Genomic DNA, 23,535 nt, shown 5'->3' with positions numbered 1-23,535 from the left:
CCTTATTTCTTCCGGAATCCCCAAAATTTGATGCACCGTCGACTCCCTCGAGACGGCGTCCTGTCTGACCCGCGTTTCCCCTTCGATCACTCAATACCCCCCTGCCAGGATGTCTGAGTTTTGAAGCTCAACGATCGCCCGGACAACGTCAGGGTACAACTCAATCGACGAAATCTCCTTCTCCAATGCCTCGCTCAGCTCGACGCGTTTAGAAGCGGAGAGAGAAATCCCCAAGTGGCCTGCAATCCCGGCGAACGGAAGGTTTGCAGGCATCGCGAAGTCAAACCCAATCAGCATGCCCTACCAAGTGAATGAAGCCGGCATCGCCTTGAGTCAGTGCAGCAGACTCCGCGGAGTTGGCGATATTGAATGCGACCTGTCCACGGCTTGTGCCTACGTCCAGCGAGTGGACCCAATGGGCAAGGCCGTCAGCGTCGCTGCCTCTGCCCAGGACATTGTGATACAGCTTTTCGACAAAGACTGCATTGCTGGCGTCGGGCAGGCTTTGGGAAAATTCGGCAGATTGCACAAAACCACCCGCAACCTGGGCACCGGTTTCGCCTGCGGCGCCCTGGGACAGCCAGGACTTCAGGCCTTCGATATCGGGAGCACGACCCAAAATGGTATACAGACGACCAATGCTTGCCTGCGCCGAGTCGAGAACGAACAGTTCGCGATCTGCGAAATCGAGCACATTGAAGCCACTCAGTTCGAATTTCGCCGCAGCTCCCGTGGAACGACTGACTGATAGAGTGTCGGTATCGAGCGCGCTGATCGTGTAGGAGGATGCAGCGTCGTTGAAAATAAAGGTGTCTATACCGGCCTTGCCGGCCAGATGCGAAACCGCATTGCTGTCAAGGCTGACTTCCTGCTCACTGATCTGATCATCACCAGCCGTGCCGGTGGCCACGCCCTTGCCCACCACCACATCCAGATTGTTCCAGGCGTTATGAGCCACGATCCTGATGAACCCCGTCTCGCCTTCCGAGAGGTCACGGCTCTCGCGCGAATTCAGGAAGCCATCAGCGACCGTTGCTCGACTCCCGCCCGCCTGCAGCAGAGTACTCCAGAACGACACACCGGATTCTTCGCCTGTGCGATGCAATACGGTCTGATAGAGATTAAGGACAAAGTCCCGATCACCAAGCCCGCTGTAGTGCTGCATCGCTTCAGTGGAATTCAGAAAGGCATCGCGCATCTCTACATCCGAACTGCCCATCGCCTGCTGCGTCAGCCAGTGATTCAAACCCTGATAATCGGGCGTCCGACCGAACAGTGAGTAGAGCCTGGCAACGTCAGCCTGATCCTCGGTGAGCGCGATGTGATGAATATCCATGCTAAAACTCAACGAAACAGTGGCGTCACTATCGGCGTTGAAGGCGCCATACCGGCTGCGAAAAGCCATGAGCAGTTCGTCAAGATTGGCATTGCGATCGCTGAAAGCCAGCTTTTCGACGCTTGAAAGTGTGTCCACGTCGGACGTTTGCGCATCATGAACGCTGAGGGTGGCATTCCTCACCAGCGCAGCATCGTAGGTTGCAAAGTAGCGAGCACCTGCCTCGGTATACAAGGCGGTGTCGATGCCGTTGCCACCATTGAGCACGTCCGAACCCGCCCCCCCCATCAGCCGATCATTGCCATCGCCGCCTTGCAACTGGTCATTGCCCGCGTTTGCATTTAGAAAGTTGTCACTGGCGTTGCCTATCAGCGTATCTGCGCCCGCACCAGTTATGGCGTTCTCGATAACCGTACCGCGCGCGATTGCAATATTCGATAGACCGCCGTATAGGCTGGAAAAAGCTTCACTTCTCAGATCGACTGTCTGAGCACCGACATAGGTGCTGACGTTGATCGTGTCGTTGCCGCCCGAATCATAGATCGTGGCCACCAGGCCGGGCACGAAGTCGGTTCCGGTGTTGATGGAAGTCTTGTTGAAACTGTAGGTATTGTCACCTGTGCGGGTAACGGCGGTGCCGTACAGTGACTGGATGGCTACGATGTCTGCCAGCATGGGGGTAGCGACATAGCCGAAAGAGGCGTTGGAATACGTATTCTCGTCCTGACTGAAGTAGGACATCACCGAGTATTTCCAGCTGTCCTCTTGATAGAAGGCATTGTTGGGGAAGGTCGCGCTCCCGTTGTAATTGCCCGCATGGCCCAACCCCAGCGCGTGGCCGATTTCATGAATGTAGGTTTGCTGATAATACAAACCGTATTTCACCCAATCGGAAGCGATGTTGACGCTGCTGTTCGAGATGATGCTGCCTGCATAATTGGAGTTGCTGTACGCACCGCTTTTTTGTTCGCTGAAATTGATCGCAGCGGCAGCAGTGGTTTCCACAAAGTTTAGGCCGCTGACATTAGTCCAGGTTTGCAGCGCATACCGAGCAACAGCCTGAGCGCTTGCGCTCAAACTTGCCAGGTTGACAGTGAGCGACCCTCCGGCGTGCACGTCAAAATGGTGCTGGGAATCGCCATAAGCGTCGTGCCAATAGCCATCAGTAAGGTAGTTGGCTTGCTGGTCAAGCGTCAGGTGCTCAAGCATCGCTTGGCTGGTGACTGTCTGTTTGGCCGCACCCTGGCCGGTCGCTCCTTCGGCCCAAAGTTGGGTGAGCGCGTCACACATTGAACACATGTAGAAACTCCGGGGCAAGGCATGCCTGGCCAGGTGAATGACGCAAGAATCGGGTATAGATCGGTGACGAGTTCAAGCCGCCGAGCCGGTTTTGAAAACTGGCGTCATGACCTTCACGCGTTTGCTCCGCCTTGATCTTGACGATCGTGTTGCTCTTCGAGAAGGTACGCCAGGACGCGGTCGAAGGCCGTCAACCTATTGCTGATGAGGTTGTCGGCATGCTTTCTTGCGACTTAAGGCGGTTTTTCCTTGAGGTCGATGAAATACAGCCGGAAGAGGCTGGAGGAAGCATTGTGGCTAGGCTGCATCGCTGGCTGTGTACAAAAATTGGCTGGGCTGGATGATGCTGTGGCGCCGCTGTTCACGTTGTTGTTCGGCCTGATCTGGGGCCATCACAATACCGGGCTGGAATGAGCTGGCATTTTGCTGAGCCTCGTCGGCACCTCCTTGCTCAACACGGGCTCGAACCCGCAGGCCCTTTCACGATGCAGGAGAAATCGCTATAGAAACTTGTCCCTTTTAGCCAACCATGGGGGACGAAAGGCTGGATATTTTCAAAGGTAGTTCTAAAGCCAGAACAGTGCTGGCTTACCATGCTGCTTTGTTCGAAATCTACCTAAGCGATCCGTCATTCCCGTTCAGACTGCTCATCTTGGGTACACCAAAGCAGCAAGATATTCCAAATGAACACCTCAACGCTTATGCCCAAGCGCTGAGAACACTTGCAGCGGAAAATAATGGGCAAGTAATATTTTCGACATCAAGTGTCGATATGTGGTTGATGGACAGACCGATGAGGAATGGTTACCGAGCTTGATCTCTCACGAATCGAATCCCGCGTCAATGTGCGCGGGATACAGCCTGGGAAACGGATAATGCGATCCGGTGAGGTTAGGACGAAATCGATGCTCCAGGTATCCGAATCTCAGGCTTTCCCTCACATGTGAGCAAGTCAAGATTTGAAGGGTATTTCCACTACCGTAGAGACGAGCCCCAGCAAAGCAGCCACCTCAGAACACACAACTACACGCTTTCCCAGCGCTGCCTCGGAGCAATACCTACACACATACACAGATCCGAATAATTCTGTCCGATAATGGTTCGATTCCCTCTACCCGCTCCATTTCTCTCCTGACACGTTAATTCTCCTCAAATCTCCGAATGGCACGTAGCGTGACAACCTCTACCGCTGTCCGAGCGGGATCTACGCTCCTTCGCATAGCTGCTCATGTTCGGTATCGCGTCTATCTTCAGTCAGACTGATATCCATACATCAACGCATTCCAGCCACCTGACCGCCGAAAAAGCGATAGTACGCAGCGTCTGGAATGACGACTTACCAAGCTTGGGTACATGCTAACGACTTGGCAGGAAGCACGTGCTCGTGCCAGCTCAAGCTTCAGAACCCTGGAAACTGAAATCAACTACCTGACTGTTTTTTGAAGATGGCCTGCGAACGTTAACAGGCCACTATCCGTTGCACCCAAGCCATCAAGTTCAGAGGGGCCTGAGGGTAACCAACATCCCGCCAGTCCCATCCTCAATCAACCAAATAGCAACGTCAGGCGCAACACCTTTGACCTTATCCCCCCGGGGAGGATAAGGTGTCAGCCTGGATCATTCACCCAACAGGCTCAAGCGATGAGTGAGCACGAACATCCGTATGACCATACGCACCAGTCACACGAGGCGATCATCAAACGTCTCAAGCGTGCAGACGGCCACTTGCGAAGCATCATCACCATGATCGAAGACGGCCGCGAATGCGTGGACATTGCTCAACAGCTTCATGCCGTCGAGAAAGCGATATGTCAGGCGAAACGCACGCTGATCCAGGATCATATCGATCACTGCCTTGAAAACACCATGGGGGCTCTTGCCAAAGGCGAGCGAGCGCCACTTGAAGCCTTCAAGCAAATCACTAAATACCTGTAAGGCCTCACATGCCCGACTTTGCCGATTTATTGCAGCGAGGCGGTGCCAACGCCTGGCTATACTTCCCCAGCGCCGTCCTTTTAGGGGCATTGCACGGCCTGGAGCCGGGGCACTCCAAAACCATGATGGCGGCATTCATCGTGGCCATTCGGGGATCGGTGAAGCAGGCTGTCATGCTCGCGCTGGCGGCAACGCTATCCCATACTGCTGTTGTCTGGTTGGTCGCTATCGGCGGCATGTATCTGGGTCAGGGCCTGGATGCCGAAACGACCGAGCCCTACTTTCAGCTTGCGTCCTCAGCGCTGATCATCGCCATCGCGCTGTGGATGTTGTGGCGCACATGGCGCGGCGAGCAGCTGTTTAAATTCAAAGAAGAAAACGGTGGCCACAGCGATCACCACGACCACGAAATACACCATTACAGCCATGACCATGACCAGGAACACCACCACGGCCTTAGCCATGATCACAGCAATCCGCACCGATTCACGCTGGCTGCCGAGGGTTATCAGGATGCTCATGAGAAGGCCCATGCCGAAGACATTCGCAAGCGGTTCACCTATCGTGAGGTCAGCAACGGTCAGATCCTGATGTTCGGTTTGACCGGTGGGCTCATCCCTTGCCCAGCCGCGATCACTGTTTTGCTACTGTGCCTGCAAGTGAAGCAAGTCACGCTAGGGGCCGCGATGGTGCTTTGTTTCAGCATTGGTTTGGCAATCACTTTGATGACTGTCGGAGCCGCTGCCGCTATCGGCGCTCGCAAAGCATCAAACCGTTTTCCCTGGCTCAATGCAGCTGCCCGACGGGCCCCGTATCTTTCCAGCGTGTTGATCATTTGCGTCGGCGTGTACGTGGGTGTCCACGGCTGGAACGGATTGTATTCGTGAGATGACATCGTGTTCGAGCTGACCAGCTATCTGGGCCTCTTTGCCGTGGCATTTGGTGCCGCAACGCTTCTGCCGCTGCAATCTGAAGCGGTGTTGGCTGGCATGCTCATTTCGCAACATTACGTGACGACACTTCTGTTGCTGACTGCAACGACGGGCAATGTTCTGGGGTCGGTCGTGAACTGGTATCTGGGGCGCTCGGTTGAACGCTTTCGGCACAAGCGCTGGTTCCCCATCAGCGAGCGACACCTCGACAAAGCTCAAATCATTTACAGACGCCATGGACGCTGGGCATTGTTGCTAAGTTGGGTGCCTATCATCGGTGACCCGATCACCATGATCGCCGGTGTCCTGCGTGAGCCGCTTTGGAGCTTTCTGCTGGTTGTCACTTTTGCAAAAGCTCTACGCTATTTGACGCTGACAGCGATCACGCTGGGGTGGGCGGTATAGAGGAGATCGGCGGTGGTGGCATTGCACCCCGTCGCTGATCCAACCCATGCTTCACCCTAACCCCATCTTGTGCTTTCATCGTGCGCCTTATTAAACTCTCAAGGACGAAAAATGCGTGCTGCCATTCTGATGCTGATCATTGCCTGCGTTACAGGCTGTGCATCCAAGCCCGATTACTACGTATCGCCCACCCCGGTCCACATTTCCGCCACCGCCACTTACTGGGTTGAATCTTTCAAGATAGCCCTGGAAGGTGAGAACGATCGCTTTCTTTCAAGGGCCCAGTTAGAAGAGGGTCTTGAACTGGAATTGATCAATCAGCTGAAGCAGGCCCATCGTTATGCAACGACAAAAGAGAGTGCCGATTACCTGCTGGACATTACGGGCTTGTACAAACGACGTATCGGTAACTCAAAAGGCGGATTCATATCGTTTATCGTCGATGACAATACGGTGATGGGCAGCGTGGACTTCAGCTATCAGGTCTCGGTAAAAAAAGCGGAGAAGGAGCTACTCCACTTTGGCCAGTACCGGGATTCGCTTCAGCCTGCCGGAGTGATGGGCAATTGGGAAAACATGAGGACGATGGCCGGAGCTATTACCAACAAAGGTAATTCCGACGTAGAAAAATTTTATATTCGTGTACTGCCTCGCTTCATTGTCGACGATATCAAAGCCATCCCCTCGCGCTGATATCGCGTTGCGTATGCCCAGCCTTACTGCACCCAGAGGCTGAAACGCACCCAAACTGATGATAAGGACCTCACGTACTTCATCGGCTAACAGTGCCAGGCCATTGCGCGGGCAACCAAGGAATCACGATACGTCACGAAGCTATCGTGATTCCCATGAACCAACATCCACCTTCCCCACTCCCGCGTCACGCATCACCTGCCCTCTGGCCTCTTGCGCCGAAACCGGCACCACTAGAAACTGCCGATAATCCCTGAAAGCCTCCAGCACAGATGTGTCCTGAGGACGATAGTCATCGCCACTCATCTGTTGCTGATTCGCCACACACGATCTTCCAATAACACTCATACACACATCGTTTGCGCCAGTTGAACCCGGACCAAACAAAGCAAACGCTGTACCCGGCTGATCCGTATCGTTGAACAGTGGATGAGCTACGTTTTCAAAATCATTCCCTTCCACCAGCAACTGTGAGGATGAAGTCCGCGACATGATTGCGCCTTGGTAAGTCATGCGCTGAAAGACGTTATTGACCAGTTGAGCGCGGACTTGCGCATTATTCATGCCGCCGGAGTGCGGCGCTCTTCCCGAGGCGTCGTGTATGTAGTTTTTTGACAGCGTCAGCGTGTCCTGACTGCCGAGGAACAGCCAGACCCAGTAATGATGGCCATCGCAGGTCGACGAGTAAGGCGTGCGACCATCGAACTCATTGCTGGAAATGGTGACGTGTGAAGCAGTGCCCCAACCTGTCACGATCATTTGTCTGCCGATACGGGCGAAGGTGTTGTGGTCAATCCACACGCCATCGGCTTTGTTCAGAGTGAGCGCATCTCCGCCCCATACGACACTCGGGTTGATGTCTGAAAGCGTCAGGTTACGGACAATCACGTTATGCGCGCCGTCACCGATGAACAGTCCTGCACCTTGGATACCGGCCTTTTTGCCCACGCCTATCAGGGTCTTGTTCGATCCGACTTTCAGTGGCTTCAGCCCTGCATTGTCGTAGGTCACCATGACCGGTGGCCTGGATTGGCAGAAGTTGTTGGGACCATTGAGAGCAAGCTGCTCGCCGCCATGCGGACACTGCTTGACCATGCAGCCCGGTTCGGTGGTTTCGGCGCTGCCTTTGGCAACGAGACTCCCGCGAAAGTCGAACAGGTGCTCCAGCACAATGACCCGCGGGGTTTCATCGGTACAGGCACCGCGCGAGTCGTAAGACGCGCACAGTGCAGACCGAAGCTGGTCAAGCGTTGAAGGGTGTACTGCCGCGGCGGCTCCGCCACCCGTAACCCCTTTGGCAAAACCTTCCGGCAAGTCCGCTGCCTCCAGGTATTGCGCACCCGACAGCATCAGGAACAAAGCAGAAACGCATTGCAAAAGAGCACCCAAAAGCCTCATTTGTTGAACTTCCAGTCCTATTCGCGAAGGGACGCGAAAACAGTCTGAATGCTAAACGCAGAGCGGCCTGCCTTACTCGTATTCTGTAGACTTGGTCAGGCTCTGTTCAGCCGCGAGCATCCCTCACGAAAACGCCAGCTCCATTCTGATACTGTCGATTCCAGGACCATGCCCGTCCACTTCGACAGAGGTCACGACAAACCCCAGATTCAAGTAGAAGCCCTGAACGTGCTGGCTGGTATCGATGTGGGAACGGGTGACGCCCGGTAATGACCTTACGACATCAAGTCTCGCCTGGGTCAGAAACCTGCCCAGGCCGCTACCGTGTTGCTCACTGTGGACCATGCCCCATGTAAGCTCGGCCACTGACGAGTCTGACAGCACGAGGTATCCCCCGCAAGCCAGAACATCGCCATCACGCTCGACAACGAAGTACTGACCCAACGGTGCCATCAGGAAGCTGGCAAATTGCTCGCGCTCCGCAGGATCAAAGTAACGCGGTACGTTGCTGTCGAAGATATCCAGACAGATATTCCGGGCCGAAAGTGTGTAGGGTAAGAGCGTTGCCATTTTTAGCCTGTCCGTTGCGGTTAATCACATTGCCTGACGAAATATCTCCTGAATCTGCTCAAGATCGGCACGACGCGGATTGGTCAGACCGCACGCATCTTTCAGGGCATTGGTGGCCAGGATCGGGAAATCCTCTTCCTTGACGCCAAGCACCGCCAGCCCCGCCGGGATTTCCACGGCAGCCGACAGTGCGCGAATGGCCTCGATTGCCGCCTGAGCACCTTCTTGCGGAGAAAGACCACGAATATTGCAGCCCATCGCATGCGCAACATCAGTCAGGCGCGCAGCGCTGACGCTGGCGTTGAAACGCTGAACATGAGGCAGCAATACGGCGTTGCACACACCGTGCGGCAAATCATAGAAGCCGCCCAGTTGATGCGCCATGGCGTGTACATAGCCCAATGATGCGTTGTTGAACGCCATGCCGGCCAGAAACTGTGCGTAGGCCATGTTCTCGCGTGCAGTAATGTTCGCTCCATTGGTGAAGGCGTCGCGCAGATTGTTGGCAATCAGTGCCATGGCCTGCAACGCGCAGGCATCCGTGATCGGATTGGCAGCCGTCGAGACATAGGCCTCTATCGCGTGAGTCAAGGCATCCATACCGGTGGCAGCGGTCAGTGACTTGGGCATGGCAATCATCATGTTCGGGTCGTTTACGGATAACAGTGGCGTCACGTTACGGTCAATGATGGCCATTTTTACGTGGCGCGCTTCATCGGTAATGATGCAGAAGCGGGTCATTTCGCTGGCGGTTCCGGCGGTGGTGTTGATCGCGATCAGCGGCAACTGCGGTTTTGCCGAACGGTCGACGCCTTCATAGTCGCTGATATGCCCACCGTTACTGGCGCACAGGGCAATGCCCTTGGCGCAGTCGTGAGGTGAACCGCCGCCCAGAGAAATCACGAAATCGCACTGGCGTTCCCGCAGCAAGGCCAGACCGTTCTCGACGTTGGCGATGGTCGGGTTGGGTTTGGCACCGTCATATACCACCGAGTCGATGCCCTGCTCCACCAACAGCCCCGCGACCTGACTGGCCACACCGGCCTTGGCCAACCCTGCGTCGGTCACGATCAGCGCCTTGAGAAATCCGTATTTGCGAATGGCGAGCATGGCTTCATCAATGCAGCCAGTGCCGATGATGTTCACTGCGGGGATGAAAAAGGTGCTGATCATGACGGACCCTCGTGGGTAGCTCGGATGCTTGGGTGATAGCCCAAGCATCCGCCGTGTGCGAGGTACAACCATTGACCTGGCGCAATGAAGCAGCCTGATAGCAGACCGTTGGTCGAAGACTCTTCGGTCTACGTGTGCAGGGTGGCTGTTTCAGCCGATGAAGCCGTCCGCCCTCAGCAGCGTTTCAAGGCACTGCTCGCTGATGCCGTAAAACGTCTTCAGCTCCTGGATACGCGCGATCAACAGGTCCGGGTTGACCGGCTCGGCGCGCTTGACCGCCAGGATCATCTTGTTCTTGTTGGTGTGCTCCAGAGAGATGAACTCAAAGACCTTGGTTTCGTAACCGCACGCCTCCAGCAACAAGGCACGCAGGCTGTCCGTGACCATTTCTGCCTGCTGGCCCATATGCAGGCCGTATTGCAACATCGGTTTCAGCAAGGCCGGGCTCTGGATTTGCAGGCGAATCTGTTTGTGGCAGCACGGCGAGCACATGATGATCGAGGCGCCGGAGCGAATGCCCATGTGAATGGCGTAGTCGGTTGCGATGTCACAGGCATGCAGCGCGATCATCACATCCAGCGCGCTGGGCGCGACAGTACGCACATCGCCGTGCTGGAACGTCAGGCCGGGGTGTTCAAGACCCGCCGCAGCGTTGTTGCACAAGGTGACCATGTCCTCACGCAGCTCGACACCGGTCACCTGCCCTTGCGCCTGCAAGGTATTGCACAGGTAGTCATGGATCGCGAAGGTCAGGTAGCCCTTGCCTGAGCCGAAGTCTGCCACCTTGATCGGCTGATCTAGCTTGAGTGGCGATGAACTCAAGGCATGGGAAAACACTTCGATGAACTTGTTGATCTGCTTCCACTTGCGCGACATCGCAGGGATCAGTTCATGCTGCCGATTGGTGACACCCAAGTCGGCCAGGAACGGGCGGCTCAGCTCCAGATAGCGCTTTTTCTCACGATCATGCCCGGCCGAAGGAGCTTCACGCTCCTGCTGAGCCTTGCTTTTGAACAGCGTGCTCTTGCCCTTCTTGCTGAACTCCAGCTGCACCTCGTCGGTCAGCGACAGCAGGTGCGCGTTCTTGAACGATTCAGGTATCAGGCTGGCAATAGCGCCCACCGCTTCTGCAAGCGGAAAATTCTTGGTGATATCGCGGGTCTTGTAGCGATACACAAAGGTAAGGCATGGCTGTTCCTTGACGGTCAGCGGTTTAATGATGACCCGCTGTAATTCGGCCTCGCTGCCCACGTATTTGGCCAGCACCAGCTTGATCAGCGAGTTTTGCGACAGGCTGGTGTCCAGCAGGCCGAGAAACTGCGCGCGGTGATCGGTCGCAGTGTTGGATGACGTGGGGGTAATGACTGACATTGAAAATGTGCCTCAAACGTCCCGGCCGGGACTCGAAAAATCAGACCGGCATTTTAGGCGCGTCGACGCGTCAAGGGCACCTCTATTTTTCAAAGACTACACACACTGTTTGCACGAACCTACACACCAAAGCGAAACACACATAACCTGTAAAACAATCACGACGAAATTCACGAGCCATTACTTGTACCGCGCAAAAACACCTTTATAGTCGCCCTCACTGATGACAGACAATCAGATCTCACTCCTGGAGCTTTTTGCTCTAACAGAATAACTTGTACAAGGAACGTGCAGTATGTTGAGTCAAGCAGCACTCTTGGAAAACGAAGATATCGCACGGGTTACTTTAAAACCCGTAGAGTACTTGAGCGTCATACTCGATGATGAAAAAAGCGGAGGCCGGAGCGCGGCACTTATTCTGACCAGGGAAGACATCCTCAGTCTTAAGCGTTACGAGCGTCACGCCCTGAACATTCCCACCTCGCTTACTCGTGTCGAACAGCAATTGGGTTTTACAAGAAGTTACATTCCCGGGCTTGAGCCTAAAGATATGCTAGTGACTTACCAGGCAATCAATAATCATGGCAAGAGCTGGCTCAGTATCGAGGATGGCATCAAACGCAGCGGGTTCGCCATTGAATTGTTTGCCACCCAATTCTCGAGACAGGGCGAACAGATCATCAACTACATCGAAAAAATGGATTTTGCCAGACAACTGGACATGACCGTTGCCGATTTAAACATCGAAGAGGTCCGTAACACTGCGCCGGTACCACTGGGTGAAACCGATCAGAGGGTGTGTATCACGCTGGCAGAGTTTCTGAAGAAAACGGCGTCACAAATAAAAAACCATCAGCACGCTGCGCAAACCCTGGCGGACCACATCGATACGTTCAGCACCGTCCTGAGCGTCCAGCTCATTCCCGGCATCAATGACAAGGTGAAACTGGCAAATTGTTCTGATCTGGACCAGCAGATCCAGGATCTGGAAAAAGATATTGAACAACTGACGACGGAAATCGAGCAGAAAAACAACGAGTATAAAACCGCTCTATATAATATTGCCTGGGGTCTTTTCGGCGGGCCCATCGGGGTCGCTATCACGGGGGGCATTTTTGGTGCCCAAGCAGAGGAAATCCGAAAAGAAAAAAATCGAATGGTGGCTTCCAAGAACGAGAAAGTTCAAAAACTCGAAGAAAAATCTCCTTTGGCAGCCGCCGTTCGCAGCCTGCAAATACTGTTTGAAGACATGAATATTCGTATGATGGACGCTCACCAGAGCGCCACCCATTTGAAAGACCTCTGGACCATGCTGGCGGCGTATATCGACCGTTCTGCCAGTGAACTTTCAGCGATCACGACTGATCAGGCGCTGATGATTTTCGCTATGCAGTTTCAAGGCGTAGTCACACCTTGGCGGGAAATAAGAGGCATGGCGAATCAGCTACTCAAGATATTTGATAGTGCACTGGATCAGTTTCAACGCGAACAGCAATCCGGCAAGAGAGGACAATGATCATGAGCACTGAAACCCTGAGTGAGCCGTTGGTCCTCACCCCTCCTGACAATGAAGTCATGACAGCCGCCCGCCAGAATATTCTTGCGCAGGTGAGCAGTTTGAAGCTGAACTTTCTGCCGGCCATGAAAGAAAAAATGCTGCCGCTTCAAGACGCATTGATTAGCGCAGACAAGGTCTATCGCCAGGAACTGGCCAATATCACCGTGCAGTTGAATACTGTAAACCTGAAACCGATCGATCAGAAACAACAACTGATTGAGGCCGACGCAACGCTCAGCGACAAACAGAAACAACAAGCGATCAACCTGCTGAACGGGCAGCGCATTCGGCAGGTATCGAATATCACAGCAGCGGTACGCCGCAGCGCGGCGGCCATTGCCGAGCACAGCGACAATATGGCGCAGATAAACCTCGCGCTGGAAAGCAATCGTTTGCTGGAAACACTCCAGCAACAGATCGACAGCATCACCCAACGATCAGCCACGTTAGAAAGCGCAATGGCTTTAATCGCTGAAGACCGACGCCTGCTTGACGCAACGATCAGTACGCTTGAAAAGTACAACATTGCCGACCTGTTCAAGGAACTACTGCCTACCCCGGAGGAGCTACAGCTCATCATCACACCATCGCCAGAACTTGCGCTGGTCTCCGCAGGGATTGCCAGACTCGAAAAACTACTCGACAAGATCAGCAGCGCCCTGACTTACCTTGATCTTACTCGAGAACGCGACAGGCTGAGGTCGCGCTATAACGCCCTGCTCGACGACTCCCGCATGTCTACCCAGGAAACAAAGGTAATCAAGGAAAAACTCGACGAGTTGACAGGGCTCGCTGGCGTCGCTCAGAGCAAAGCACTTTGGGTACAAGAAGCGAAAAAGGTTTGTCAATCGCTCTATCATTTTCTGGATCAAATAACATCGCCAGGTGATGCATCGACGTTGATCAGCCAGCATGTCGAACAACTGAAGACCTACATAAAATCGTTTTATGACGTAAAACGTATCGTCTGACCCGGACGATTTTCAAGCAAGGCAGATGTCGATAAAATCGACATCTGCCTTTTGCCGTTACCCCAACACCACCAGCCGATTCGGCAGCTCATTCCTGCCGTGCGTCACTGGAACGTGATCGGCAAGCAACTCGCCACAGGCATGGATACAGCCGAGAAACCCCTGCAAGGTCTGCCCGTCTCTGACCTGCTGGGTAAATACGTCGACCATCGCCTTCCAGGTATCGTCATGCAGACGACTGGCAATGCCATGGTCAACCAGAATTTCGACATACCGTTCGGCCTCACTGACAAAAACCAGAATGCCGGTTCCGTCATGGGTCTTGTGCAGGTTTTGTTCAAGAAACTGCCGACGTGCCAGATTTCCGGCTCTCCAGCGCCGAACCGAAAGCGGCACCAGCAAGGCCGACACGTTCGACACGCGGCAGACCAGCGCCACAACAATGAACGTACTCATTTGCGCCAGCATCAGTTCGTCCGCGCTCAACCACTGAACGCAGTAATTGACCGTGCCCGGCAGCAGCAGGCCGATCAACCCGGCCCAGATCAGCGGCATGTACGCGTAGTCGTCGGCACGAGCAGCCAGTACCGTAACCAGTTCGGCATCGGTGCGCTGCTCGACGCGATCAATCGCTTCGGCGACCTGCCGCTGTTCATCTCTGTTCAATAACGCCATGCTTCCCTCATTAACCAATCGATCCGCTACCAGTTGCCCGAAGCCCCGCCACCGCCAAAGCGACCGCCATTGCGGTCAGCGGCCCTGTCACGTGCAGGCCGGGCAACGGCCCCGCGTTTGATACTGATGATCACGATGCCCAGCACGATGAGGGTCAGAACAATCGCGATCAGCCAGACCTGATCGTCACTGGCCTGCTCTTCATATTCGGACATCTGTCTCGTCGGTTCGGGATAATCCGGTATCTGACCGCCCAAAGCCGCGATAACCGCCCGCGTACCGCGCTCGATGCCGACCGCAAAACGATTGTCGTCAAACTCGGGCGTCATCAACATATCGATGATCAAGGAGGCCTGGGCTTCATTGAAACGATCCTTCAGGGCAGCACCGACTTCCATGAATACTTTGCGCTTGTCACGGTAAACCACCAGCAGAACGCTGTCGTCTTCGCCGTGCGGCCCAAGGCTCCAGGCATCACCGAGTCGGGCTCCGAACTCTTCGATGCTCGTGCCTTGCAGATCGGCCAGGGTCACCACTACAACGCGCTCGCCGGTGGCTTGCTCGTGGGCACGCAGAAGTCTGGCCAGACGAACTGTGGTCTGGCTGTCGAGCATTTGTGCAGCATCGACCACACTGCCGGTCATTGGCGGAAAAACCAGCGCGGCTGGCTCAGCCTCGGCACGCAACCCACCTCCCAATAGCATCACCACGTACAACATCCATTGTGAAACAGACTTCAAAATCAGACCTCCGGTGCTTTTTTGAATCTATTGAAACGACACGCCTTAGCCAAAACACAAGTTCCCCGGCATAATCCATCGCCAACGCCTGATGCGGTCAATAGCTGATCGAACAGGGTTTGTACAAAAATCAATCAAACCACCATTTTCGTACACACCTTGGGGGACTTCGTACAGTGAAGCGGATGGCAACTATCCTTGCGCCCTGTACGAACCATAACGCCAAAGGTCCATAACCCAAAAACTGGCTGTCGGATATTAAACGCGAGTTGCTGACAAAAGCCTTGAGAAATCATTCATGAATAAGCTGTGTTTATTAGGTTTGCTGGTCGGGATGGCCAGTCAGTCGGTGATGGCCCAAAGCGCCGCCGTCACGGACAATACAACGCTTCAAGCCAAGAATGCCTTCATCGGCAAACTCATGAAACAAATGACCCTGGACGAAAAGATCGGCCAGTTGCGTTTGATCAGCATCAGCGCCGACATGCCACAGCCGCAAATTCTCAAGGAAATTGCTGCCGGAAGAATCGGCGGCACGTTCAACTCTATTACCCGTTCGGAAAATCGTCCGCTGCAGGAAGCTGCTGTTGCCAAAAGCCGTCTGAAAATTCCGATGTTTTTTGCCTACGACGTGGTTCACGGTCATCGTACGATTTTCCCGATCAGCCTGGGCATGGCCGCCAGCTGGGACATGGACGCCGTCGCACTGATGGGCCGGGTCTCGGCCAAAGAGGCAAGTGCTGACAGTATCGACATGACATTCGCGCCCATGGTCGATATTTCCCGCGATCCACGCTGGGGCCGCAGCTCCGAAGGCTTTGGCGAGGACACCTACCTGGTGTCACGCATTTCCGATGTGATGGTCCGGTCTTTCCAGGGCAAGAACATCGCAGCCAATGACAGCATCATGGCCGCCGTCAAGCACTTCGCTCTGTATGGCGCGGTCGAAGGCGGACGCGACTACAACACCGTGGACATGAGCATGACGCGCATGTATCAGGACTACCTGCCGCCCTACAAGGCTGGCATCGATGCAGGGGCTGGCGGCGTGATGGTTGCGCTCAACTCGATCAATGGTGTCCCGTCGACCGCCAACAAATGGCTGATGCAGGATCTGCTGCGCAAGGACTGGGGCTTCAAGGGCGTGACCATCAGCGACCATGGCGCGATCAAGGAGCTGATCGACCACGGCGTGGCCAAGGACTTTCGCGAGGCCGCCAAGCTGGCGATCAAGGCTGGTGTCGATCTGAGCATGAACGACATGGCCTATGGCGAGCAGTTGCCCGGACTGGTCAAGGACGGCGAGGTTTCCATGAAGGAAATCGACAGCGCCGTGCGTGAAGTACTGGGGGCCAAGTACGACATGGGCCTGTTCGCCGCTCCTTACGGCCGAATCGGCGTCGCTGCCGATGACCCGGCAGACACCTATTCCGATGACCGCCTGCACCGTGCCGAGGCTCGCGATGTTGCGCGCAAGACACTGGTGCTGCTGAAGAACCAGAACGACACGCTGCCGTTGAAGAAACAAGGTACCATCGCGGTTATTGGTGGATTGGCTCAAAGCCACCTCGACATGCTCGGCAGCTGGTCGGCAGCGGGCCGTGCCAATCAGTCGGTCACTGTCTATGAAGGGCTGGCCAACGCGGTCGGCGACAAGGCCAAACTGGTTTACGCCCGTGGTGCCAACGTCAGTGACAACGAGCACATCCTCAACTATCTGAACTTCATCGAGAAGGAAGTCGAGGTCGACCCGCGTCCCGCGCAGGAAATGATCGACGAAGCGGTCAAGGTCGCCGAGCAGGCTGATGTGATTGTTGCCGTGGTAGGCGAGTCGCGCGGTATGTCCCACGAGTCGGCCAGCCGCAGCAGCCTGAACATTCCGGGCAAGCAGCGTGACCTGATCAAGGCACTCAAGGCCACGGGTAAACCACTAGTGCTGGTGTTGATGAATGGCCGTCCCCTGGTACTGGTCGACGAGCAGGAACAGGCCGATGCCATGCTCGAAACCTGGTTCCCGGGCACCGAAGGTGGTAACGCGGTGGCGGATGTACTGTTCGGCGACTACAACCCGTCGGGCAAGCTGGCCATGTCGTTCCCGCGCTCGATCGGTCAACTGCCGGTCTACTATGCACACTTGAATACCGGCCGTCCGTATCATGAAGACAAGCCGGGCAACTATACCTCGCACTATTTCGAGGAGCCCAATGGCCCGCTGTTTCCGTTCGGTTACGGTCTGAGCTATACGCAGTTCGACGTCTCGGACATCAAGCTTTCTGACGCCAGCATGACGCGCAAAGGCAAGCTCACTGCCAGCGTAACCGTGAAAAACACCGGCAAGGTTGCAGGCGCGACCGTGGTGCAGTTGTATATGCATGATGTGGCTGCGTCGATCAGTCGCCCGGTGAAAGAACTGAAGAACTTCGAAAAAGTGATGCTTGAGCCTGGCGAGGAAAAAGTCGTTAACTTCACGCTCAGTGAAAACGACCTCAAGTTCTACAATAGCGAGCTCAAATACGCTGCGGAACCTGGTGAATTCAAGGTCATGATCGGCCTGGACTCGCAGACCGTGAAAGAAGCGTCCTTCAATCTGTTGTAACGCTCGTCCATGGCGCGTTCGCAGGCATTGATCTGCAAACGCGCCAGCGGAGTCCGATCAGGCCGCAACATGACGCTAAAGCATCGTTACTGGCGCATTACCCTGTACATGCTGCTGATTATGGCCGGTGCGGTGCTGTGCGCCGGGCTTGCGATGCATCAGGCCCAGCGTCACGCGCTATCAGAAGATGCGGTGCGTGCCGAAGGGCAACTGGCACTGTATGCCAATACCCTGCATACCCTGATCGAACGTTATCGCGCCCTGCCCTCTGTTCTGGCACTGGACCCGGAGATACGTGCGGCGTTGAGCGGTCCGGTAGCCGCTGACGTGCAGAACGCGCTCAATCTCAAGCTGGAAAAAATCAACAATACGGCGCATTCATCGACGCTTGAATTGCTCGACCTGCACGGTCTGGCAATCAGCGCGAGCAATTGGCGCGCACCCAACAGCTATGTCGGCCACAACTACGGCTTTCGCCCCTACTTTCTGCAAACACGGGCTCAGGGGACCGGGCGCTTTTACGCGGTCGGTGTGACCACCGGAATCCCTGGGTACTTCTTGTCCAGTGCGGTGGTGAACGATACGGGTGCCTTCATCGGTGCGATGGTCGTGAAGCTGGAGTTTCCAGACCTTGAGCAGGAGTGGGGCCAAGGTGACGACCTGCTATTGGTCAGCGACGAAAAAGGCATCGTTTTCATTGCCAATCAATCGGGCTGGCGCTATCGGGAACTGCTGCCTATTTCTGTAGAGGACCGTGCCGACCTGCTGCGCACTCGCCAATACGACAAGAAGGTACTTTCCCCGCTGCGCAGTCGGGTCATGGACAGCTTCGGCGAAAACAGTCATTTGAGCCGTGTAGAAGGCCCGGATGGCACCACGGATTATCTCTGGCAGTCGCTGCCGCTGCCCGATGAAAACTGGACCTTGCACCTGTTGCGCAAGCCACCTACGTCCAGCGAGGACATTCGCAATGCGGGCCTCGCCGCAGCGGGTATCTGGCTGGCACTGGTATTTCTGGGGCTGTTTCTCTATCAGCGCTGGCGACTGGCGCGATTACGGGAGCGCAACCGGGACGAACTGGAGCGTCTGGTGCAAGAGCGCACCCGTGATCTGCAAACCGCGCAGGACGGTCTGGTGCAGTCGGCCAAACTGGCGGCACTGGGGCAGATGTCGGCAGCGCTGGCCCACGAAATCAACCAGCCCCTGACTGCCCAGCGCATGCAACTGGCGACCGTGCGACTGCTGCTGGATCAGGGCCGAATCGATGAAGCCTGCAAAGCGCTGGTTCCAGTCGATCAACAGCTGACACGTATGGCCGCCTTGACCAGCCACCTGAAGACCTTTGCCCGCAAGAGCCCCAGCGGTTTGCGCGAAAGACTGGACCTGGCCACGGTGGTCGATCAGGCCTTGCTGTTGCTCGACCCGCGCCTGCGCGAGGAACACATCGACTGCGTGCTGCATCTGTCACGTCCCGCCTGGGTGCGTGGCGATGCCATACGTCTGGAGCAGGTGCTGATAAATCTGCTGCGCAATGCGCTCGATGCCATGCGCGAGTGCCCGTCCAGACGCCTTGAAGTGCGTATCGACGCCATCGACAAACAATGGCGGCTCAGCGTCAAAGACAACGGAACGGGGATCGCCGAAGAAAACCTGGCCAGTATTTTCGATCCGTTTTTTACCACCAAACCTGTGGGCGATGGTCTGGGCCTTGGTCTGGCCGTGTCCTACGCCATCATTCACGAACTGGGCGGGCAACTGACGGCGCAAAATCATGCCGAAGGTGCTGTGTTCTGGTTCAGCCTGCCCAATGACTTTCTGGAGACCTGACCCGACATGTTGAACGCGGTCATCGTGGTAGACGACGAGGCTCCCATTCGGCAAGCCGTCGAGCAATGGCTGACGCTGTCGGGGTTTGAGGTGCAAGTCTTCGCCCGTGCCGAGGAATGCCTGGCACAACTGCCGGAACATTTCCCCGGTGTGGTGCTGACCGACGTACGCATGCCGGGCATGAGTGGTCTGGAACTGCTAAGCCGCCTGCAAGGCATGGACCCGGACCTGCCGGTCATCCTGCTGACCGGCCATGGTGATGTGCCAATGGCTGTAGAGGCGATGCGCGAAGGTGCCTATGATTTTCTGGAAAAGCCCTTCAGCCCTGAAACGCTGATCAGCAACCTGCGGCGCGCGCTGGAGAAACGCCAACTGGTGCTGGAAAACCGCCGTCTGCATGAACAGGCCGATGCCAGAACCCGACTGGACGCCACGCTGCTCGGCGTGTCGCCCAGCCTGCAGACCTTACGCCGTCAGGTGCTTGAGCTCGCGCAGCTGCCGGTCAATGTAATCATTCGGGGGGAAACCGGCAGCGGTAAGGAACTGGTCGCTCGCTGCCTGCACGACTTCGGGCCGCGCGCCGGCAAACCTTTTGTCGCGCTTAATTGCGCGGCCATCCCGGAACATCTGTTCGAAGCCGAGTTGTTCGGGCACGAAAGCGGCGCGTTTACCGGTGCACAGGGCAAACGTATCGGCAGACTGGAGTATGCCGACGGCGGCACCGTGTTTCTTGACGAAATAGAGAGCATGCCCATGGCGCAACAGGTCAAGCTGCTACGCGTTCTGCAAGACAAGCGCCTTGAACGGTTGGGCTCGAATCAGAGTATCGACGTCAACTTGCGGATCGTTGCTGCGACCAAACCGGACCTGCTTGAAGAGGCCCGCGCCGGGCGCTTCCGTGAAGATCTGGCCTATCGCCTGAACGTTGCCGAGCTGCGCCTGCCGCCGTTGCGCGAACGCCTTGAAGACATCGCGCAACTGTTCAGCCACTTCGCCCGAGCCGCCGCCGAGCGTATGGGCCGCGAATCGCCTGCCCTGAGCGCCGCACGCCTGAGTCAGTTGCTCAGCCATGACTGGCCTGGCAACGTACGCGAGCTGGCCAATGCGGCTGAGCGGCAGGCGCTGGGCCTGGAACTCACCTCGCCGCAGCCCGATACTCAATTGCAGGGACACTCTCTGGCAGCACGCCAGGAAGCCTTCGAAGCACAATGCCTGCGCGCTTCGCTGGCCCGTCACAAAGGTGATATCAAGGCTGTGCTCAACGAGCTGCAACTGCCGCGACGGACGCTGAACGAGAAAATGCAGCGCCATGCTCTGGTACGGGAAATGTTCCTGAGCTAGTGGCTACGGACATCCGGTATGGCTTCTTCTGGCGATAACCGAACATTTCCCACGCTGCCGGGTCTGCATACTGTCCCGGCTATGTAAGGCCGTGATGGCTGGATAGTTTTAAGGCATAATGACATCATTCCCGCCTGGCTATTCAAGCTCACATTGGCAGTCCGAAAGTTGGGGCATTTTCTACCGTGAATACTCCCCTCGACCTCCCACTGGGAGGCGGCGATATGGGCCGGCTTATCCGAGAGACAGACTGGTCGACGTCTGCACTGGGACCAAAGCAAGCATGGCCTGCAGCGTTACTGTCATCAATGAACCTGATGCTCAGTTGCCCTGACAGCATGTACCTGCTTTGGGGGGCGGACTTTGTCCTGTTCTTCAATGACGCCTATTCCCAGGTTTTGCCCGTTGCAGCAGAGCAGGCACAAGGACAACCCATTGCCTCGGTGTGGGGTGATGCCTGGGAGGCCGTGCGCCCGCTGGCTGAGCAGGCGCTTGGTGGAAACAGCCGCCGGTCTGACGATATTCAGCGCACCATCGTGCGCAACGGCAGGCCCGAGCAAACCTGGTGGTCGCTTTCCTATTCGCCGCTCTACGGCGATAACGGCCTGATCGAGGGCGTGTTCTGCCGGGTCAATGAAACCACCTCCCAAGTCATTGCCCAGGTCCGGCAAAATGAAAACGAAGCGTTTACCGACCGTGTTCTGTCGAGCATCAATGATTGCATCAAGGTGCTGGACCTCGATTCGCGCCTGACCTTCATGAGCGAAGGCGGCCAGCAGATCATGGAAGTCAGCGATTTCAATGCGATTCGCGGCTGCCCCTGGCCCGATTTCTGGCAGGACCAAGGCAATCTGGACGCCATCGCGGCTGTCGAAGCGGCCCGCGCGGGTCAGAACGCCAGTTTCATGGGATCGGCGAAAACTCTGACGGGCACAGCCAAGTGGTGGCATGTGCAAGTCAGCCCGATTTTCGGCAAGGACGGCAAGCCGGAGAAAATCCTGTGTGTGTCCCGTGACATGACCCAGCTCCGAGACGCTGAACAAGCGCTGATGTCTCTCAACGAAACGCTCGAGCAGCGCGTGATTGAGCGCACCCGTGACCGTGATCGCATCTGGCGCCTGTCGACTGACCTGATGCTGGTGGCGCAGTTCGACGGCATTATCTCGGCAGTCAATCCGGCCTGGACTCAAGCTCTCGGCTGGTCGGCAGAACAACTGCTCGACAGCCAGTTCCTGGGGCTGGTGCACCCCGAAGACGTGGACAGTACGCTGGCCGCCATGAGCGGACTGGAAAACGGCCAGACCATTCCTCACTTCAAGAATCGCTATCGCCATCTGGATGGTTCGTACCGGACCATCTCGTGGACTGCCGTACCGGACAAACAATTCATCCATGCCGTCGGCCGTGACATTCAGGCCGAAGAAGAAGCCAATGAAGCGTTGCGGCTGTCCCAGGACGCCTTGCATCAAGCGCAGAAACTGGAGGCTATCGGCCAACTCACTGGCGGTGTGGCGCACGACTTCAATAACCTGTTGACGGTGATCCGCTCCTGCAGCGACCTGTTGAAGGCACCTAACCTTGAAGAGCATCGCCGTGTGAAGTACGTCGAGGCGATTTCCAGTACGGTAGACCGGGCGGCTCGCTTGACCGGTCAGTTGCTGGCCTTTGCCCGCCGTCAGGCCTTGCAGCCGGAAGTGTTCGATGTCTGCAAGAGCGTAGCGCGTATTGGCGAGATGATGGATACGCTCACCGGCGCACGCATTCAGGTGAACATCGACCTGCCTGCCGAGCCGTGCTTTATCTTCGCCGATGGCAGCCAGTTCGACACTGCGCTGGTCAACATGGTGGTTAACGCCCGCGATGCAATGTCGGGCGCAGGCCGACTCAGCATAAAAGTTGAATGCGCTGCCTGCCCCACTGCCGATCAGCCCGCCTCACTCAGCGATGGCGATTATGTGACGGTGTCGCTGACCGATACCGGCGCGGGTATCGCCAAAGAAAAACTGGGCCTGATCTTTGAACCGTTCTACACCACCAAAAGCGTGGGACAGGGTACAGGGCTGGGGTTGTCGCAGGTATTCGGCTTCGCCAAACAATCGGGCGGCGAAGTGCTGGTTGAAAGCGAACTGGGCAGAGGCAGCTGCTTCACGCTGTGCCTGCCGAGTGCAAAAAATCACGAAGTCGTCGCGCAAGACAAGCATTGCGCGCCCATCGCGTTGCCCGGTCTGTGCGTTTTGATGGTCGAGGACAATCAGGACATCGGCACTTTTACCCGACCGATGCTTGAGCAGCTTGGCTTTCAGGTGCTATGGGTCAAAAGTGCCGCCGAGGCGCTGCATGAATTGTCCGGTAACCCGGAAAACTTTCATGTGGTGTTCTCGGATATCGCGATGCCCGGCATGAGCGGGCTGGAACTGTATGCCGAAATCGAGGCGCGTTACCCCTGGATGCCGGTCGTCCTCACCACCGGTTACAGCACTGAATTTGCGACGATCGCCAAGGACGAGGCACACCGCTTCGACCTGTTGCAAAAGCCCTATGCCAGAGAAGATCTGGCGGCGATCTTGCACAGGGCGGTGAGCCGCACCGGGGAACAATAATCCCGCAAAGGCATCCTGAGGCAGGACGCAACCAGGTATTCCCGACGCATAAAACGAAGACAACACCGGTTGCCTTGATTCAGAATCACGCAAAACATTGCAACAATCCTTGAGC

At 56.1% G+C, this 23,535-nt stretch carries 17 protein-coding genes and 1 pseudogene; 11 read left to right on the top strand and 7 right to left on the bottom strand.

Annotated elements, in window-relative coordinates; translation table 11 throughout:
* Positions 1-280: 280 nt before the first annotated feature.
* Positions 281-2,635 carry a DUF4214 domain-containing protein gene (locus RYC18_RS02895; RefSeq protein WP_057404450.1) on the bottom strand — a complete coding sequence of 785 codons (2,355 nt, stop codon included), beginning with the start codon at positions 2,633-2,635 and terminating at the stop codon, positions 281-283.
* A 345-nt stretch (positions 2,636-2,980) separates the two neighbouring features.
* Here RYC18_RS02895 and RYC18_RS02890 point away from each other — a divergent pair.
* From RYC18_RS02890 to RYC18_RS02870, 5 genes and pseudogenes are all read left to right on the top strand, one after another.
* A pseudogene (locus tag RYC18_RS02890) lies at positions 2,981-3,112 on the top strand (drug/metabolite exporter YedA); the annotation flags it as partial.
* Between the two features lie 1,164 nt (positions 3,113-4,276).
* Positions 4,277-4,570, top strand: coding sequence for a metal-sensing transcriptional repressor (locus tag RYC18_RS02885; protein WP_005745585.1), 294 nt, complete (start codon positions 4,277-4,279; stop codon positions 4,568-4,570).
* Between the two features lie 8 nt (positions 4,571-4,578).
* Positions 4,579-5,457, top strand: a complete 879-nt coding sequence (locus RYC18_RS02880; protein WP_016981452.1) for a nickel/cobalt efflux protein RcnA — start codon at positions 4,579-4,581, stop codon at positions 5,455-5,457.
* 9 nt (positions 5,458-5,466) lie between these two features.
* A complete protein-coding gene (locus tag RYC18_RS02875) occupies positions 5,467-5,907 on the top strand; it encodes a YqaA family protein (RefSeq protein WP_016981451.1) in 441 nt (146 codons plus the stop codon).
* Positions 5,908-6,018: 111 nt separating this feature from the next.
* Positions 6,019-6,600: a hypothetical protein gene (locus tag RYC18_RS02870; RefSeq protein ID WP_016981450.1), complete on the top strand. Its 582-nt coding sequence runs from the start codon at positions 6,019-6,021 to the stop codon at positions 6,598-6,600.
* A 141-nt stretch (positions 6,601-6,741) separates the two neighbouring features.
* Here the strand turns inward: RYC18_RS02870 and RYC18_RS02865 are convergent, their stop codons facing one another.
* From RYC18_RS02865 to RYC18_RS02850, 4 genes are all read right to left on the bottom strand, one after another.
* Positions 6,742-7,998 carry a polysaccharide lyase family 1 protein gene (locus RYC18_RS02865; protein ID WP_057402906.1) on the bottom strand — a complete coding sequence of 419 codons (1,257 nt, stop codon included), beginning with the start codon at positions 7,996-7,998 and terminating at the stop codon, positions 6,742-6,744.
* 123 nt (positions 7,999-8,121) lie between these two features.
* Positions 8,122-8,568, bottom strand: a complete 447-nt coding sequence (locus RYC18_RS02860) for a GNAT family N-acetyltransferase (protein ID WP_316882948.1) — start codon at positions 8,566-8,568, stop codon at positions 8,122-8,124.
* A gap of 24 nt (positions 8,569-8,592) precedes the next feature.
* On the bottom strand, positions 8,593-9,741 hold the full coding sequence (gene yiaY, locus RYC18_RS02855) for an L-threonine dehydrogenase (RefSeq protein ID WP_004658895.1): 1,149 nt from the start codon (positions 9,739-9,741) through the stop codon (positions 8,593-8,595).
* Between the two features lie 150 nt (positions 9,742-9,891).
* On the bottom strand, positions 9,892-11,112 hold the full coding sequence (locus tag RYC18_RS02850; RefSeq protein ID WP_005745577.1) for a class I SAM-dependent methyltransferase: 1,221 nt from the start codon (positions 11,110-11,112) through the stop codon (positions 9,892-9,894).
* A gap of 295 nt (positions 11,113-11,407) precedes the next feature.
* Here RYC18_RS02850 and RYC18_RS02845 point away from each other — a divergent pair, with 295 nt between their 5' ends.
* Together RYC18_RS02845 and RYC18_RS02840 are read left to right on the top strand one after the other, a co-directional pair.
* Positions 11,408-12,628, top strand: a complete 1,221-nt coding sequence (locus RYC18_RS02845; protein WP_016981169.1) for an alpha-xenorhabdolysin family binary toxin subunit A — start codon at positions 11,408-11,410, stop codon at positions 12,626-12,628.
* On the top strand, positions 12,625-13,641 hold the full coding sequence (locus RYC18_RS02840) for an alpha-xenorhabdolysin family binary toxin subunit B (protein WP_016981168.1): 1,017 nt from the start codon (positions 12,625-12,627) through the stop codon (positions 13,639-13,641). The genes RYC18_RS02845 and RYC18_RS02840 overlap by 4 nt, the downstream gene beginning before the upstream one ends.
* Positions 13,642-13,698: 57 nt before the next feature.
* Here RYC18_RS02840 and RYC18_RS02835 read toward each other — a convergent pair whose 3' ends face one another.
* Together RYC18_RS02835 and RYC18_RS02830 are read right to left on the bottom strand one after the other, a co-directional pair.
* Entirely contained in the window at positions 13,699-14,316 is a 618-nt protein-coding gene (locus tag RYC18_RS02835) for a TPM domain-containing protein (RefSeq protein WP_004664032.1), read from the bottom strand.
* Between the two features lie 26 nt (positions 14,317-14,342).
* The gene (locus RYC18_RS02830) at positions 14,343-15,035 is read right to left on the bottom strand and encodes a TPM domain-containing protein (protein ID WP_316884161.1); all 693 of its coding nucleotides are present in this window, start codon (positions 15,033-15,035) and stop codon (positions 14,343-14,345) included.
* A 319-nt stretch (positions 15,036-15,354) separates the two neighbouring features.
* Here RYC18_RS02830 and bglX point away from each other — a divergent pair, with 319 nt between their 5' ends.
* The 4 genes from bglX (at position 15,355) to RYC18_RS02810 (ending at position 23,420) form a co-directional block, all read left to right on the top strand.
* Positions 15,355-17,652 (top strand): beta-glucosidase BglX, encoded by a 2,298-nt coding sequence (gene bglX / locus RYC18_RS02825; protein ID WP_316882935.1) that lies wholly within the window; start codon positions 15,355-15,357, stop codon positions 17,650-17,652.
* Between the two features lie 69 nt (positions 17,653-17,721).
* Positions 17,722-19,479, top strand: a complete 1,758-nt coding sequence (locus RYC18_RS02820; protein WP_005745572.1) for an ATP-binding protein — start codon at positions 17,722-17,724, stop codon at positions 19,477-19,479.
* 6 nt (positions 19,480-19,485) lie between these two features.
* Entirely contained in the window at positions 19,486-20,820 is a 1,335-nt protein-coding gene (locus RYC18_RS02815; RefSeq protein WP_057402913.1) for a sigma-54-dependent transcriptional regulator, read from the top strand.
* Between the two features lie 224 nt (positions 20,821-21,044).
* Positions 21,045-23,420, top strand: a complete 2,376-nt coding sequence (locus RYC18_RS02810) for a PAS domain-containing protein (RefSeq protein ID WP_316882933.1) — start codon at positions 21,045-21,047, stop codon at positions 23,418-23,420.
* Positions 23,421-23,535: the final 115 nt, after the last annotated feature.

The organism is Pseudomonas syringae group sp. 247E2, assembly GCF_032587795.1.
Taxonomy (GTDB): Bacteria; Pseudomonadota; Gammaproteobacteria; order Pseudomonadales; family Pseudomonadaceae; genus Aquipseudomonas; species Aquipseudomonas amygdali.
This window is presented reverse-complemented; position numbering and strand designations above follow the sequence as displayed.

What these genes read in the sequence shown, in the direction of transcription:
- RYC18_RS02870 (WP_016981450.1), top strand. Translation starts at nt 6,019, where the DNA reads ATGCGTGCTGCCATTCTGATGCTGATCATTGCCTGCGTTACAGGCTGT.
- bglX (WP_316882935.1), top strand. Translation starts at nt 15,355, where the DNA reads ATGAATAAGCTGTGTTTATTAGGTTTGCTGGTCGGGATGGCCAGTCAG.
- yiaY (WP_004658895.1), bottom strand. Translation starts at nt 9,741, where the DNA reads ATGATCAGCACCTTTTTCATCCCCGCAGTGAACATCATCGGCACTGGC.
- RYC18_RS02830 (WP_316884161.1), bottom strand. Translation starts at nt 15,035, where the DNA reads ATGTTGTACGTGGTGATGCTATTGGGAGGTGGGTTGCGTGCCGAGGCT.
- RYC18_RS02865 (WP_057402906.1), bottom strand. Translation starts at nt 7,998, where the DNA reads ATGAGGCTTTTGGGTGCTCTTTTGCAATGCGTTTCTGCTTTGTTCCTG.
- RYC18_RS02895 (WP_057404450.1), bottom strand. Translation starts at nt 2,635, where the DNA reads ATGTGTTCAATGTGTGACGCGCTCACCCAACTTTGGGCCGAAGGAGCG.
- RYC18_RS02880 (WP_016981452.1), top strand. Translation starts at nt 4,579, where the DNA reads ATGCCCGACTTTGCCGATTTATTGCAGCGAGGCGGTGCCAACGCCTGG.
- RYC18_RS02840 (WP_016981168.1), top strand. Translation starts at nt 12,625, where the DNA reads ATGATCATGAGCACTGAAACCCTGAGTGAGCCGTTGGTCCTCACCCCT.
- RYC18_RS02850 (WP_005745577.1), bottom strand. Translation starts at nt 11,112, where the DNA reads ATGTCAGTCATTACCCCCACGTCATCCAACACTGCGACCGATCACCGC.
- RYC18_RS02820 (WP_005745572.1), top strand. Translation starts at nt 17,722, where the DNA reads ATGACGCTAAAGCATCGTTACTGGCGCATTACCCTGTACATGCTGCTG.
- RYC18_RS02860 (WP_316882948.1), bottom strand. Translation starts at nt 8,568, where the DNA reads ATGGCAACGCTCTTACCCTACACACTTTCGGCCCGGAATATCTGTCTG.
- RYC18_RS02810 (WP_316882933.1), top strand. Translation starts at nt 21,045, where the DNA reads ATGGGCCGGCTTATCCGAGAGACAGACTGGTCGACGTCTGCACTGGGA.
- RYC18_RS02885 (WP_005745585.1), top strand. Translation starts at nt 4,277, where the DNA reads ATGAGTGAGCACGAACATCCGTATGACCATACGCACCAGTCACACGAG.
- RYC18_RS02815 (WP_057402913.1), top strand. Translation starts at nt 19,486, where the DNA reads ATGTTGAACGCGGTCATCGTGGTAGACGACGAGGCTCCCATTCGGCAA.
- RYC18_RS02845 (WP_016981169.1), top strand. Translation starts at nt 11,408, where the DNA reads ATGTTGAGTCAAGCAGCACTCTTGGAAAACGAAGATATCGCACGGGTT.
- RYC18_RS02835 (WP_004664032.1), bottom strand. Translation starts at nt 14,316, where the DNA reads ATGGCGTTATTGAACAGAGATGAACAGCGGCAGGTCGCCGAAGCGATT.